We start from the raw sequence: 13,089 nt of genomic DNA, 5'->3' as shown, positions 1-13,089 counted from the left end.
TCAGAGTTGCAGGAGGTCGCGGCCCAACCGATGCAGCGCATCGTCGATCCGCTTGTAGTACGTGAACTTGCCGACGCGCGTCGCCCGCACGAGCCCGGCATCCGCGAGGATCCGCATGTGGCGCGTGGTCGTCGCCGGCGCGATGCCGAGCTTCTCGGTAATGTACGTGCAGCACACGCCGAGCTCGTCGAAGTCGCCGTGCGGCTGCGGCGGGAAATGCTTGCGCGGCTGCTTGAGCCAGCGCATCACGGCCAGACGGCTTTCGTTGGCCAGTGCGCTGATGCGGGTGACGTCGTCCATGGTTCCGGTCTCGTTTGACGTTTTGAATATTAGCTAAATGACGAAACGTGGACAACCCGCTTCGCGGGCGATCTTGCGTTCGCTGTCGCGGGGGAAGCGGCCCCGTTCCGCTACCGCGTCGCATTTGGCGTCATCGCGTCGGACGCTGACGCGCGAACGCATCGGCCGCGGCGCGATCCGGTTGCGCTCACCCCGCCGCCAACGCCTGCGCCAGCCGTTCGATCAGCGCCCGCACGCGCCGCGGCTGCACCGCGCCGCCCGGATAGACGATCTGCAGGTCGACTTCGCCCGGCGAGAACTCGCGAAGGATCTCGACCAGCGCGCCGGACGCCAGATCCTGCTCGACGTCGAGCAGCGACTTCAGCGCAATCCCGTGCCCCGCGACGCACCACGCGCGCACGAGCGCGCCGTCGTTGGCGACGCGCCGGCCACGCACCGTCACGCGCTTCGGTTCGTCGTCGATACGGAACGGCCACTCGGCATACAGTTCCTGGCCGAAGCGCATCACGATGCAGTCGTGCGCGGCAAGCTCGGCCGGATGCCGCGGCGTGCCGTGGGCGGCAAGATACGCAGGCGCGGCGCACACCACGCGGCGCGAGCGGCCGAGCGAGCGGCTGCGCAGCGCGCTGTCCGCGAGCTGGCCGCGACGGATCGCGAAGTCGAGCCCCTGCCCGACGAGATCGACGTAGCCGTCGCCGAGATGCAGGTCGACCGTGACGCCCGGATGTTCGGCCAGGAACGCGTCGACCACCGGCACGACGCGCGCCTGCCCGAGATCGGCCGGCGCGCTGAGCCGCACGGGCCCCGACAGCGTCTGCGCGCCGAGCCGCACGCGGCTTTCGAGTTCGTCGGCCTCGGCGAGCAGGCGCCGCGCGCCCGCGACCAGCGTGCGGCCCTCGTCGGTCAGGCTGATCGCGCGGGTCGTGCGCGTGAGCAGCGCCGCGCCGTAGTGGCGCTCGAGCGCCGTCAGCCGCTCGGAAACCGTGGCCGGCGACAGGCCGACCTCGCGGCCGGCCGCGGCCAGCCCGCCCTTCTCCACGATGCGCAGGAACAGCGCCAGGTTGTCGAGCAGCATTCTTCGCTTCCTCCGAAGGATATTTTCGAAGTCTGCCCAATTATCCGGATGAACCGCAAGCGCTAGAGTGAACGCTCACCTTGCCGACGCCCGTTCGCGCCGGCCTCGACGACGAGAGGACACCCGCCATGGAATACCGCACGCTCGGCCGCTCCGGCCTCAAGGTTCCCGCGCTGAGCTTCGGCGCAGGCACGTTCGGCGGCACCGGCCCGTTGTTCGGCGCCTGGGGCAACACGGACGTCGATGAAGCGCGCCGCCTGGTCGACATCTGCCTCGAAGCCGGCGTCAACCTGTTCGACACCGCCGACGTGTACTCGGACGGCGCATCCGAGCGCGTGCTCGGCGCCGCGATCCACGGCCGGCGCGACCAGGTGCTGATCTCGACCAAGACGGGCCTGCCGACCGGCGATGGCCCGAACGACGCCGGCACGTCGCGCGCACGGCTGATCCGCGCGGTCGACGACGCGCTGCGCCGCCTCGATACCGACTACATCGATCTGCTGCAGCTCCATGCGTTCGACGCGGCCACGCCGGTCGAGGAAGTGATGTCGACGCTGGACGATCTCGTGCGCGCGGGCAAGCTGCGCTACATCGGCGTGTCGAATTTCGCGGGCTGGCAGATCATGAAATCGCTCGCGGTTGCCGACCGGCACGGCTGGTCGCGCTACGTCGCGAATCAGGTCTACTACTCGCTCGTCGGCCGCGACTACGAGTGGGACCTGATGCCGCTCGGCGCGGACCAGGGCCTCGGCGCGCTGGTGTGGAGCCCGCTCGGCTGGGGCCGGCTCACCGGCAAGATCCGCCGCCACGCGCCGCTGCCCGAACGCAGCCGCCTGCACGACACGGCCGGCTTCGGGCCGCCGGTCGACGACGAACGGCTGTACGACGTGGTCGATGCACTCGACGCGATCGCCGAGGAAACCGGCAGGACCGTGCCGCAGATCGCGCTGAACTGGCTGCTGCAGCGCCCGACCGTGTCGTCGGTGATCATCGGCGCGCGCAACGAGGAACAGTTGCGCCAGAACCTCGGTGCGCTCGGCTGGTCGCTGACCGATGCGCAGGTCGCGAAACTCGATGCGGCGAGTGCGATCGAAGCGCCGTATCCGCACTTCCCGTATCGCCGGCAGGACGCGTTCGCGCGGCTCAATCCGCCGATGCGCGGGTAAGCGGAGCAGCGGACCGTCGCGCTCCGATGCAATGACGCGATGACGTGGCGACGTGGCGACGTGGCGACGTGGCGACGTGGCGACGTGGCGGCGTGGCGACATAGCGACATAGCGACGTGGCGGCGTAGCGTCGTAACGGCGTAACGGCCTAGCGACATAGCGGCGTAACGGCATAACGGCGTAGCGACGACACGGCACAACGACCGTCACCGCGCGGCCAGCACGCGGTCGATCATCTCGCCGATCCGCCGCGCGAGCCCGTCCATCCGCTCGGCCGGCACGCCGCCGTAGCCGAGCACGAGCCCGTTGTAACCCGCCGCGGTGCCCGGCAGGCAGAACGACGACAGCGGCCGCAGGATCAGCCCGTGCGCCTGCGCGACGCGGCTCAGTTCCGTGTCGGCCACCGGCACGTCGAGCCGCGCGGACAGATGCATGCCGCCCGCGCCGCCCGACACCGTCAGCCGCGTATGCAGCCGCCGCGCCAGCGCGTCGTGCAGCGCGTCGCGCCGCTCGGCATACACGCGGCGCATGCGCCGCAGATGCCGCGTGAAATGCCCGGCGTCGATGAAATCCGCGAGCGCGCGCTGCTCGACGGCGCGGCCCTGCAGCATCAGCGCGCCCGCCGCGTCGCGCAGCGGCTGCGCAAGCGCGGCCGGCACGACCATGAAGCCGAGCCGCAACGCCGGAAACATCACCTTGCTGAAAGTACCGAGGTAGATCACCGGCGCGTCGTCGGCGAGCCCCTGCACGGCCGCGTGCGGCGTGCCGTGGTGACGGAACTCGCTGTCGTAGTCGTCCTCGACGATCCATGCACCGGCCGCGCGCGCCTGCGCGACGAGCGCGAGTCGCCGTTCGAGGCTCATCACCGCGCCGAGCGGATATTGGTGCGACGGCGTGATGTAGACGAGCTTCGGCGGACGATCGCGCCAGTCGTCCGGATGCGGCGCGAGCCCCTGCGCATCGACGCCGATCGGCTCGACGCGCAGGTCGGCCGCGAGAAACGCGTTGCGCGCGCCGTGGTAGCCGGGGTTCTCGATCCATGCGACATCGCCCGCGTCGGCCAGCGCGCGGGCGCACAGGTCGAGCGCGCCCTGCGTGCCGTCGGTGACGATCACCTGCGCGGCGTCGCAGCGCACACCGCGCGACGCGCGCAGATAGCCGGCGATCGCGTCGCGCAGCACCGCGTCGCCTTCCGCGGACTGATAGCCGAGCTGCGCCGGCCCCGCCGAGCGCCATGCGCGCTCGACGCAGCGCCGCCACTGCGCGAGCGGGAACGCGTCGACGGCCGGCACGCCCGGCATGAACGGCAGCGATTCGTCGAGGCCGCTCGTCGCGCGCTCGGCCTGCGCGACGCGCCGCGACAGCACCGCCGTAGCGCCGGCGGGCGCCGCGGCGGCGACCTGCGACCCGCGCAACCCCATCCGGGCGACCACCGTGCCCTGCCGCGTGCCGGTCACGAACCCTTCCGATGCGAGCCGCTCGTACGCGTACAGCACCGAATTGCGTGCGATGCCGAGCTCGTCGGCCAGCGTGCGCGATGCGGCAAGCCGCGTGCCCTCGGCGATCCGGCCGCTCAGGATCGCGTCGCGCAGGCACGCGTACAGCCGCTGCTGCTGCGACATCCGCGTGGCCGCGTGCGGCCCCGCTTCGCGCTCGAAGGTCGACAGCAGCAACGCGTAATCCATCGTGGCTCCAGATTGTGTGGATGTCATGGGTCTACACATGGTGCCACGAACTTTCTATCGTAGAGGTCTGCACGCGTTTCCGGTCGTGCCGGCAACGCTTCACTTCATCCATCCTCGAAAGGTTCGCGACCATGAACGCTAGCGACACCGGCCTGACCGTACGCCCCGTCCGCGAGGACGATTTCGACAACTGGCTGCCGCTGTGGGACGCCTACAACCGCTTCTACGGCCGCTTCGGCGATACCGCGCTGCCGCGCGAGATCACGCGGCTCACGTGGTCGCGCTTCTTCGACGGCTACGAGCCCGTGCATGCGCGTGTCGCGGAACGCGACGGCCGGCTCGTCGGGCTCGTGCACTTCCTGTATCACCGCAGCACGACGCTGGCCGGGCCGACCTGCTATCTGCAGGATCTCTTCACGCTCGAGCGCGAACGCGGCAAGGGCGTGGGCCGCGCGTTGATCGAAGCCGTGTACGACGCCGCGCAGGCGCAGCGCGCCGAACGCGTGTACTGGCAGACGCACGAGACGAATCGCACGGCGATGCGGCTCTACGACACCGTCGCGGAGAAAACCGGATTCGTGATCTACCGGAAGGTCTTGCCGCGCTGATCATGCGGCGTGCTGCAGGCCACACGCCGCGCGGCCGCGACGGTTTCAATCCAGCGGCCGCGCCTTGATCCACAGGAACAGCGGCACGCGCGACCACTGCTTCAGCGTGTCCGTGTCGGCGCGATCTGGCAGCGGCTCGCGCAGCGACACGATCGCGAAACCGGCCGCCTCCAGCGCATCCATGTAGGCCTGGAGCGGCAGCGACCAGCCCGCGAAGTGCATCGACAGCCCGTCGCGCGTTTCCACGCCCTCGAAATGCTCGCTGCCGAAATACGTGCCTTCGAGCACGAACGGCGCGTCGGGCTGCGGCCCCGCGAAACGGCCGCGATCGCGGAACGGATGCACGAGCGACACGAACAGCAGCCCGCCCGGCTTCAGCACGCGACGTGCCTCGCGTAACGCGGCCGCCATGTCGTCGAGGTCCATCAGCACGTTGTATGCCATCACGATATCGAAGCTGGCCGCATCGAACGGCAGCGAGGCGGCATCGGCGAGCGCATAGCGGTGCGCCGATGCCGCGCGACGCGCGGCGTCGAGCATCGCGGGCACCGCGTCGCTCGCGGTCACGTCGTAGCCGAGCGCCTTCAGCTCGCGGCTCACGCGCCCCTCGCCGCAGCCGATCTCCAGTGCGCGGCCGGTACCGCGGCCGAGGTAGGCCGCCAGCCCGTCGCGATACTTCCAGAACGCATCATGGCCCGGCCTGCCGGCCCAGTCGATCCATTGGTCGGCGACGTGCGTCCAGTGTTCGGTGATGGCTTTGCTGTCGGTCATGTTCGCTCCCCGATCGGTGTTCGTCCTGCTGGTTCAGGATGCGCATGGTAAGCCGAAGCGGCGGTGCGCGTGAGCGCGTCGCGCGGCACGAGGCCGCCGCGGCCGGTTTCCGTTTCCGGCGGCGGCGTTCTACAGTTCTTACGACGGACGACATGCGCCGCCACACATCGTTCGCGTTCGGCGCGCGTGCCGATACACCCCCGATTCCGAGGAACGTCCATGCCGAGTATCGTCGCCGGCCCCGCCGAACTGCCGCCGAGCCCCGTCGCTGCCGAAACGCGCATGGTGCACGACGTCGCCACGCTGCGGCCGTCGGACTATCGTTCGGCCGACGGCGCATCGTGGGTCATCGCCACCCTCACGCCGGCGCCGGACAGCGGCAAAAACGTGACCGGCAATACCTACTTCGATACCGCGAAACGGCAAACCGTCGCAGTGCCCGACGCGCGTCGGCGTTACGCGAACCGCGGCACCTGGCAGGTTATCGCGAGTTCCAGCCCGGCGGTGCCCGCCACCGGCCGCTACGACTGGCTCACGCTCGCATGGCTGCCGATCAACGGACGGCCGCTGCCACAAACGCCCGAGCATCTGTATTCGCCGTTCATTCGCGGCGGCACGATCGTCTATCGGTGGAATCCGGACGCGCAAGGCGGCGAGCAGTTCGGCAACGTGCGGATGATCTTTCCGGCGTGGCAGCAGCAGGTCGCGGACGTGCTGCGCGCCGCGCCCGGCGACGTCGCGCAGGCGGCGGCGGCGTCCGCATCGGCGCTCGATCGCGTGCAGCAGGACGGCAATCCGATGGCCGCCGTGCTCGACTTCGCCGCCGCGCTGCACGAGGAACCGGCCGACCGGATCGCCGCGCGCCTGCCGGCATTGCTGCGTGCGAGCGACCTGCACGAAGTGTCGGCGATCGTGTTTCAGTGCATCGCCGCATCGCGAGAAGCGGACCGGCCGCGCTTCGTCGAGGCGATCAACGGGTCCGTCGCCTCGATCGACGACGGCGCGCGCTTGCTCGCGGTCGCCTACGGCGCATTCGCGGCCGGCAGGGCGAAGCCGCGTCCGTTCAGTGATGCCGAACAGGCCGCGCGCATCAACGACGTGTTCACGGCCTTGAAGCAGCGGACGTCGGCACTCGGCGTGCCGGCCGGACAGGGTTCGCCGTGGTACGAATTCTTTACCGCGTACCGGCTTGGCGGTGCGCCTTCCGGCTCGCGCGGAAGCAGGCAGTAATTACCGGGCCTGCGCGATCGTCGGTCGGCCTGATGCGTCGCGAGACTTCGACGAAAACGACGTCGTCCTGAATGCCGGCGCCGGGCATGCGATTCGCACGCGTCGGGCGGCGCATGGCGCGCGGTCGCAAAGGGAACCCGTGTGCGTCCCGTAGGGTCGAAACGTCACATGACCGTCGACGGCATTGCGATCGCCGGTCGATCCACGATCCCCGCACCCTTTTCTCCCCATGTTGAGCATCGGTCCCTTCTCGATCCGCGTCGTCGCGGTAGCCGCCGCCGCGCTGCTGGCGTGGCTCGTTGCCCGCTTCATCCAGCGCCGCCCGCCCGACGGACATCACAAGAGCGCGTCGAGCCTGATCCTCGACGTGCTGCTGCTCGGGCTGGTCGCCGCGCGTATCGGCTATGTCGCGCAATGGTGGCGCGACTACGCGACGACGCCGCGCGCCATCGTCGCGCTCGGTGACGGCGGCTTCGACTGGCGCATCGGCATCGCCGCCGCGCTGGCGTTCGCCGTCTGGCGGCTGCGTCGCCTGCCCGCGCTGCGCAAACCCGTGGCGGCCGGCATCGTCGCGGGCCTCGCCGCGTGGGGCATCGCGCAAGGCACGCTGGCGACACTGCAGCGCACCGCGCCGCCGTTCGCCGCGCTGCAGCTCGAAACGCTCGATGCGACGCCCGTCCTGCCGCAACGCTTTGCAGGCAAGCCGGTCGTGGTGAACCTGTGGGCGACGTGGTGCGCACCGTGCCGGCGCGAGATGCCGCTCCTCGAACAGGCGCAACGCGATCATCCGGGCATCACGGTGCTGATGCTCAACCAGGGGGAAAACGCACAGGCCGTGCGCGCGTTCCTCGAACAGCAGGGGCTGCGCTTCGACAACGTGCTGCTCGATCCGTCGTTGCATGCGATGCATGCGTACGGATCGCGCGGGCTGCCCACGACGCTGTTCTTCAATGCGAAAGGCGAACTCGTCGAATCGCACATGGGCGAGCTCACCGCCGCGCGATTGAAGGATGCGGTGGCGCAACGTTTCGGTCAGTGATGCCGTCGACGGCCTGCTCGATGCCACGATCGATCGTCGATGGCAGCGCGCGTTCCCGCAGCCGCGGCTGACTCGATCGCCGACACGCCGGCACTTCGACCGCCATCGGCTACGCTCACGGCCTCGACAGCACCATCACCCGCCCCGACACGCGCTGAAGCTTCAGCCACCCCGTGTCGGCGGTAAACCTGAGCTGCTGCAACGGGAAATCGAATCCGGCCTTCTGCGCGGCGCTGACCACCGCATCGGCGATCCAGCGAATCAGTTCCTTTCCTTCGTCGGTCGTCTGGTGACCGTTCTGGACACCATAGAAATAGCGGTTCCCTGCGTTGACCTCGTTCTGCAGCTGCATCCAGTGCCCCGGGAGGCCGGGCAGGGTCCTGAACAGGTCGGCCACGCGCTGCGTCGTCAGGCCGCGCGCCCACAACGCGCCGTTCACGGCGGGCCGCGCCAGGTTGTGACGATCTGCGTCCTGTGCCTGTCCCTTGATCTCGCCTTTCAGACTATCGGGTTTCGTCATCGCACTGTCCTCGTGAGGGCCCGGTAAAGGGCCAATTGAATGAATAAATCCGCCGAATAGCGAGCGCACGCGCGTCTTGCACGATACCGCTAATCTCGGAATTGATCGCCTGTCAGGTATATCAGGCCGCGCTTGGCAATGTCGCGCGCAAAAATCAGCCGCGTCCGATAGGCGTCGCGACAGCAGGCCGATATGCTTCGTCGGGTGCGGTGCCGGTGAAATGCCCTGTTCAAGTTCGGAGTAAGCCGGTCATTGAGCTTCGTCGGCGCCGCACCCCGCTTCGTTGCGAGCCGGCTTCGACGCGAGGTGGCCGTGGGCGCGGCCACGACAGGGAAAGACGATGTCGAAACAGCACGCTGCCCTGAGCGAACGCCGAGCGTCTGCGTAGAAACCGCATCTTCCCGCCATTCCCGTCATTCCCGCCTGCACACCCCGCCATTATTCAAAAAAGCGTGACACGCATCGATATAATTTCCGAGATATATCGAACGACGCTCCATTGAATATTCACCATTAAATCGAACTGTTTCGGTTTCCGATTTTCTGAACAATTCCCATTCCCGGTCGAATATTTTTTCATTTATTTTTCGCCATGCTGACTGAACCGTGTTTGAAACTGCAAGCGTTAGCGAGACACGGTGAAGTGCCTTATCCATCGACTTCCAGGAGGAAAGCATGGCCGAATCTCAAACGTCTTCGAATCGTGCCGGCGAGTTTTCGATTCCGCCGAACACCGACTTCCGCGCGATTTTCTTCGCGAATGCTGCCGAGCAGCAGCACATCAAGCTCTTCATCGGCGACAGCAAGGAACCGGCCGCTTATCACAAGCTGACCACGCGCGACGGCCCGCGCGAAGCCACGCTGAATTCGGGCAACGGCAAGCTGCGCTTCGAAGTGACGGTAAACGGCAAGACGTCGGCCACCGATGCGCGCCTCGCGCCGATCAGCGGCAAGAAATCGGACGGTTCGCCGTTCACCGTCAACTTCGGGATCGTCGTGTCGGAAGACGGTCACGACAGCGACTACAACGACGGCATCGTCGTGCTGCAGTGGCCGATCGGCTGACCTGACGCACGATCGGCGGCCGCGCCGTGCCGGCCCGCCGTCGTCTGGCCGGCCAGCGGTTCGCGCTCATCAAGCGGGCCTCACGCAGCACCCCAATCCAAAACAGCGTTATCACAGGAGACTTCCATGCCGCTTCTTTCGGCTTCGATCAACAGCGCGCCCGTCGTCACGTCCGAGACGTACGTCGACATCCCCGGCCTGCATATCGACATCGCCAAGGCAGAGATTCGCGACGGGAAACTGCAGGTCATCCTCAACGTGCCGACGCCGTACGCGACCGGCAACAATTTCCCCGGCATCTATTTCGCGATCGCGACGGACAAAGGCGTCGTCGCGGACGGCTGCTTCACCTATTCGTCGAAGGTGCCCGAAAGCACCGGGCGCATGCCGTTCACGCTCGTCGCGACGATCGACGTCGGCAGCGGCGTCACGTTCGTGAAAGGGCAGTGGAAAAGCGTGCGCGGCAGCGCGATGCATATCGATTCGTACGCGAGCATTTCCGCGATCGGCGACACGGCCGCGCAATCGTCGTCGCAAGGCGGCGGGAATCAGGGCACCGAAACCGGCGGCGGCGCCGGCAACATCGGCGGCGGCGGCGAACGCGACGGCACGTTCAACCTGCCGCCGAACATCAAGTTCGGCGTGACGGCACTCACCAACGCGGCAAACGACCAGACGATCGACATCTACATCGACGACAACCCGAAACCGGCCGCCACGTTCAAGGGCGCGGGCGTGCAGGACCAGAACCTCGGCACGAAGGTGCTCGACTCCGGCAAGGGGCGCGTACGCGTGATCGTGACGGCGAACGGCAAGCCGTCGCGCATCGGCTCGCGGCAAATCGATCTCTTCAAGAAGTCGTACTTCGGAATCGTCGGCTCGGAAGACGGCACCGACGACGACTACAACGACGGCATCGTGTTCCTGAACTGGCCGCTGGGCTGAACCCGACGATGCGCGGGGCGGCAACGCGTGCGCGCCGCCGTCGAAGCCGCAATGGCGACGGGGCCAACCGCCCCGGCCACCCGTTGTGAAGCGATTCATTCGAGCAGTCATTTGCAGTCCCACGCCGCGCTCCGCGCGCGACGACGGCGAGATCCGCTCACCGGCCGCGCGATGCGAGACATTCCATCAAGACGAGGAAGACATGTCACAACCGTTTACCCATGACGATCTGTACGCCCTGCTGCAACTTGCCGGCAACGATGCAACCGCCGTGCAATCGAACGGCGACCAGGCCGTGCTCGACCGGATGCGTCAGTTCATGACCGCGCAGCTCGTGGAGAAGCTGCCGCAATACGATGTGTTCGTCGACATTGCAACGATCCCGTACAGCTTCGACGTCGGCAGCTGGCAGAACAAGGTGAAGGCCGATGCGGCCGGGCAGGTGATCGCCTGCACGGTGACGTGGGCCGGCGCGCCCGGCGTGCTGCCCGGCGCGGCAGCGAAGTTCGGTGTTGGTGCGGTGGTCAACTACTTCTCGAAGGCGACGCCGCAACCGCAACCCACGCAGCCGGGCACCACGACGACCGGCGGCGGCGAACGCGACGGCATCTTCAACCTGCCGCCGAACATTGCATTCGGCGTGACGGCGCTCGTCAATTCGTCCGCGCAGCAGACGATCGAAGTCTTCGTCGACGACAACCCGAAACCGGCCGCAACGTTCCAGGGCGCCGGCACGCAGGACGCGAACCTGAACACGCAGATCGTGAACTCGGGCAAGGGGAAGGTGCGCGTGGTCGTGACGGCGAACGGCAAGCCGTCGAAGATCGGTTCGCGCCAGGTCGACATCTTCAAGAAGACCTATTTCGGGCTGGTCGGCTCTGAAGACGGTACGGACGGCGACTACAACGACGGCATCGCGATCCTGAACTGGCCGCTGGGTTGACGGGCTGACCGTTAAACGGAAGGCAAGCACTGGGCGCCGATTCGCCCGGCGCTTGCCTTTATTGCTTCCGATGCCCGCCGGGAATACCGTGCACGCGCGTGATGAGCACCGGATGGATAGCCTGAAACATCACGTCGTCGCGCCTGCACCAGGCACGCCGGGCGAGCACGGGCGACGTCGCGACATCAGCCGTCACGCCGGGCGCCACGCTGTGACATCGCGAGCGGCGCCGTCAAGCTGGCCGCGGCCAACTGCGTGCGCGCGGCGTAAGCCACGCGGTTGAACGCGACACGCTGCTCACCCTTCAGTTTCGCTGCCTTCGACGCCTGCACGAGGCCGATCGGATCGACAAGACGACCATGTCGCCGGACCTCGAAGTGCAGATGCGGGCCGGTCGCGGTCCCGGTACTGCCGACCGCGCCCACCCGTTGACCGCGGGCGACCCGTGCACCGGTTCGCAGCGTGGGCTCGAACGCCGACAAGTGCGCGTAGTACGACGCATAGCCACCGTCATGACGGATCACCACATACTTGCCGTAACCGCGCGGCTCGGTGCCGATGAACGTCACGACGCCGCGCTCGGAGGCATGGACGGCGCGCCCTGTCGGCGCGGCAAGATCGACGCCCGAATGCACGTGGCGCGCGCCGGTCACCGGATGCACGCGCGCGCCGAAGCGCGAACTGGTGCGTGTCGACCGGACCGGCATCGCGAACCGGGTGCCTTCGAACGGCATGCCGTCGAGATCGTAATAGGCGCCCGGCACCCCCGCTCCGGGGGCGAACCACACGGCCGCGACGCGCCGGCCGCGAAAGCGGATGTCGAGCGCCGTCACGCGCACGCCGCCCGGCAGTGCCGCATCGTCATCGGGTTCGAATGCGACACGGAAGGTGTCGCCGGTCGCGCCGTGCAGCTTCGGGTCGATACGACCGGCCAACATGCGCGTCAGTTGCGCCACGACACCGTCGGGCAATTCGGCACGCGCCAGCGACGCACGCAGGCTGCCGGTTATCACACCAGCCCGCGTGCCGCTCTCCTGCTCCGCGAGCACGAACGGTTGCGCGGACGCCAGATCGACACGACGCGATGCGAATGCCGAAGGCGTGCCGATCGCGGGCAGATGCGATGCAAAACCATAATCGAAACGCCCTGCGTAACCGCGCTCGATCGCACCCCGCGCCGCATCGCAAAGGACAACGTACGGCGCACAGGCGCCGGCACGCACGACGAACATGCCGGGATAGGCCTCCGCACGCACACGCACCGCCTGCGAATCCGCCACGATGCGCGGAACCACCGTCGACGCAAGCAAGCCGCCCCAGACGGTGCGGGCGGAATTGAAGAAAGGCACGTCGACAAGGTCGGCCGCTTGCGCCGCCACGGGCGCGGACGGCTCGGCACCGGAGGATGCCAGCGCCATCGCGCCCTGTGTGCCGGCAAGCCACGCCGCCGCAACGACACCGCGCAGCAGCGCGCGGCGAACGGGAAAGCGGATGGCGCCGCGTTGCGCGGATCGACCTCGTTCGCGTGCGAGACGTAAACACAGGTCGAACCGCATCGCGTCGTCACTCGCTATCTTTGAAAACTGGAAATGAACCGGGTATCGCGGAGGAAAGAGCGTCGCGATCCGGTAGCCTGGAGGCGAGTGTACTGGCGCGACCAACATCGCCGAATAGGACCAATCCGATTTGTGCAGATGTTGTCTTAGTACATGAACGAAAGATAAAAATCGCCGTAAAAATGC

14 protein-coding genes are annotated in these 13,089 nt (G+C 67.6%); 7 read left to right on the top strand and 7 right to left on the bottom strand.

What is annotated here, in order from left to right; all coding sequences use genetic code 11:
• Together U4Z31_RS13785 and U4Z31_RS13780 are read right to left on the bottom strand one after the other, a co-directional pair.
• Positions 1–300, bottom strand: coding sequence for an ArsR/SmtB family transcription factor (locus U4Z31_RS13785; RefSeq protein WP_040139054.1), 300 nt, complete (start codon positions 298–300; stop codon positions 1–3).
• Positions 301–487: 187 nt separating this feature from the next.
• Positions 488–1,375 carry a LysR family transcriptional regulator gene (locus tag U4Z31_RS13780; RefSeq protein WP_124487070.1) on the bottom strand — a complete coding sequence of 296 codons (888 nt, stop codon included), beginning with the start codon at positions 1,373–1,375 and terminating at the stop codon, positions 488–490.
• A 128-nt stretch (positions 1,376–1,503) separates the two neighbouring features.
• On the opposite strand from U4Z31_RS13780, the gene U4Z31_RS13775 reads away from it, so the two are divergent.
• Entirely contained in the window at positions 1,504–2,541 is a 1,038-nt protein-coding gene (locus U4Z31_RS13775; RefSeq protein ID WP_321810611.1) for an aldo/keto reductase, read from the top strand.
• Between the two features lie 206 nt (positions 2,542–2,747).
• Here the strand turns inward: U4Z31_RS13775 and U4Z31_RS13770 are convergent, their stop codons facing one another.
• Positions 2,748–4,226 (bottom strand): PLP-dependent aminotransferase family protein, encoded by a 1,479-nt coding sequence (locus U4Z31_RS13770; protein WP_321810610.1) that lies wholly within the window; start codon positions 4,224–4,226, stop codon positions 2,748–2,750.
• Between the two features lie 131 nt (positions 4,227–4,357).
• Here U4Z31_RS13770 and U4Z31_RS13765 point away from each other — a divergent pair, with 131 nt between their 5' ends.
• Positions 4,358–4,834 (top strand): GNAT family N-acetyltransferase, encoded by a 477-nt coding sequence (locus U4Z31_RS13765; protein WP_321810609.1) that lies wholly within the window; start codon positions 4,358–4,360, stop codon positions 4,832–4,834.
• A 45-nt stretch (positions 4,835–4,879) separates the two neighbouring features.
• Here the strand turns inward: U4Z31_RS13765 and U4Z31_RS13760 are convergent, their stop codons facing one another.
• Positions 4,880–5,605 (bottom strand): class I SAM-dependent methyltransferase, encoded by a 726-nt coding sequence (locus U4Z31_RS13760; RefSeq protein ID WP_321810608.1) that lies wholly within the window; start codon positions 5,603–5,605, stop codon positions 4,880–4,882.
• Between the two features lie 219 nt (positions 5,606–5,824).
• Here U4Z31_RS13760 and U4Z31_RS13755 point away from each other — a divergent pair, with 219 nt between their 5' ends.
• Together U4Z31_RS13755 and U4Z31_RS13750 are read left to right on the top strand one after the other, a co-directional pair.
• Positions 5,825–6,835: a hypothetical protein gene (locus U4Z31_RS13755; protein ID WP_321810607.1), complete on the top strand. Its 1,011-nt coding sequence runs from the start codon at positions 5,825–5,827 to the stop codon at positions 6,833–6,835.
• 229 nt (positions 6,836–7,064) lie between these two features.
• Positions 7,065–7,874: a TlpA disulfide reductase family protein gene (locus U4Z31_RS13750; protein WP_321796162.1), complete on the top strand. Its 810-nt coding sequence runs from the start codon at positions 7,065–7,067 to the stop codon at positions 7,872–7,874.
• A gap of 115 nt (positions 7,875–7,989) precedes the next feature.
• Here U4Z31_RS13750 and U4Z31_RS13745 read toward each other — a convergent pair whose 3' ends face one another.
• Together U4Z31_RS13745 and U4Z31_RS13740 are read right to left on the bottom strand one after the other, a co-directional pair.
• Positions 7,990–8,394 carry a hypothetical protein gene (locus U4Z31_RS13745; RefSeq protein ID WP_044845438.1) on the bottom strand — a complete coding sequence of 135 codons (405 nt, stop codon included), beginning with the start codon at positions 8,392–8,394 and terminating at the stop codon, positions 7,990–7,992.
• A 413-nt stretch (positions 8,395–8,807) separates the two neighbouring features.
• A complete protein-coding gene (locus U4Z31_RS13740; protein ID WP_321810606.1) occupies positions 8,808–9,071 on the bottom strand; it encodes a hypothetical protein in 264 nt (87 codons plus the stop codon).
• On the opposite strand from U4Z31_RS13740, the gene U4Z31_RS13735 reads away from it, so the two are divergent.
• The 3 genes from U4Z31_RS13735 to U4Z31_RS13725 all read left to right on the top strand — a co-directional run bounded on the left by U4Z31_RS13735 (position 9,070) and on the right by U4Z31_RS13725 (position 11,347).
• Positions 9,070–9,459 (top strand): fucose-binding lectin II, encoded by a 390-nt coding sequence (locus U4Z31_RS13735; RefSeq protein WP_044845439.1) that lies wholly within the window; start codon positions 9,070–9,072, stop codon positions 9,457–9,459. The genes U4Z31_RS13740 and U4Z31_RS13735 overlap by 2 nt on opposite strands.
• Before the next feature lie 126 nt (positions 9,460–9,585).
• A complete protein-coding gene (locus U4Z31_RS13730; RefSeq protein ID WP_044845440.1) occupies positions 9,586–10,404 on the top strand; it encodes a fucose-binding lectin II in 819 nt (272 codons plus the stop codon).
• A gap of 202 nt (positions 10,405–10,606) precedes the next feature.
• Complete coding sequence (locus tag U4Z31_RS13725; protein ID WP_321796155.1) at positions 10,607–11,347, top strand: fucose-binding lectin II; 741 nt, start codon at positions 10,607–10,609, stop codon at positions 11,345–11,347.
• Positions 11,348–11,532: 185 nt separating this feature from the next.
• Here U4Z31_RS13725 and U4Z31_RS13720 read toward each other — a convergent pair whose 3' ends face one another.
• Positions 11,533–12,903, bottom strand: coding sequence for a M23 family metallopeptidase (locus U4Z31_RS13720; protein ID WP_321810605.1), 1,371 nt, complete (start codon positions 12,901–12,903; stop codon positions 11,533–11,535).
• Positions 12,904–13,089: the final 186 nt, after the last annotated feature.

The organism is Burkholderia sp. BCC1985 (assembly GCF_905339915.1).
In the GTDB taxonomy this organism is placed as follows: Bacteria; Pseudomonadota; Gammaproteobacteria; order Burkholderiales; family Burkholderiaceae; genus Burkholderia.
The sequence above is the reverse complement of the archived record's forward strand: the minus strand, read 5'-3'. Positions and strand labels throughout refer to the sequence as shown.

What these genes read in the sequence shown, in the direction of transcription:
- U4Z31_RS13785 (WP_040139054.1), bottom strand. Translation starts at nt 300, where the DNA reads ATGGACGACGTCACCCGCATCAGCGCACTGGCCAACGAAAGCCGTCTG.
- U4Z31_RS13780 (WP_124487070.1), bottom strand. Translation starts at nt 1,375, where the DNA reads ATGCTGCTCGACAACCTGGCGCTGTTCCTGCGCATCGTGGAGAAGGGC.
- U4Z31_RS13775 (WP_321810611.1), top strand. Translation starts at nt 1,504, where the DNA reads ATGGAATACCGCACGCTCGGCCGCTCCGGCCTCAAGGTTCCCGCGCTG.
- U4Z31_RS13770 (WP_321810610.1), bottom strand. Translation starts at nt 4,226, where the DNA reads ATGGATTACGCGTTGCTGCTGTCGACCTTCGAGCGCGAAGCGGGGCCG.
- U4Z31_RS13765 (WP_321810609.1), top strand. Translation starts at nt 4,358, where the DNA reads ATGAACGCTAGCGACACCGGCCTGACCGTACGCCCCGTCCGCGAGGAC.
- U4Z31_RS13760 (WP_321810608.1), bottom strand. Translation starts at nt 5,605, where the DNA reads ATGACCGACAGCAAAGCCATCACCGAACACTGGACGCACGTCGCCGAC.
- U4Z31_RS13755 (WP_321810607.1), top strand. Translation starts at nt 5,825, where the DNA reads ATGCCGAGTATCGTCGCCGGCCCCGCCGAACTGCCGCCGAGCCCCGTC.
- U4Z31_RS13750 (WP_321796162.1), top strand. Translation starts at nt 7,065, where the DNA reads ATGTTGAGCATCGGTCCCTTCTCGATCCGCGTCGTCGCGGTAGCCGCC.
- U4Z31_RS13745 (WP_044845438.1), bottom strand. Translation starts at nt 8,394, where the DNA reads ATGACGAAACCCGATAGTCTGAAAGGCGAGATCAAGGGACAGGCACAG.
- U4Z31_RS13735 (WP_044845439.1), top strand. Translation starts at nt 9,070, where the DNA reads ATGGCCGAATCTCAAACGTCTTCGAATCGTGCCGGCGAGTTTTCGATT.
- U4Z31_RS13740 (WP_321810606.1), bottom strand. Translation starts at nt 9,071, where the DNA reads ATGCTTTCCTCCTGGAAGTCGATGGATAAGGCACTTCACCGTGTCTCG.
- U4Z31_RS13730 (WP_044845440.1), top strand. Translation starts at nt 9,586, where the DNA reads ATGCCGCTTCTTTCGGCTTCGATCAACAGCGCGCCCGTCGTCACGTCC.
- U4Z31_RS13725 (WP_321796155.1), top strand. Translation starts at nt 10,607, where the DNA reads ATGTCACAACCGTTTACCCATGACGATCTGTACGCCCTGCTGCAACTT.
- U4Z31_RS13720 (WP_321810605.1), bottom strand. Translation starts at nt 12,903, where the DNA reads ATGCGGTTCGACCTGTGTTTACGTCTCGCACGCGAACGAGGTCGATCC.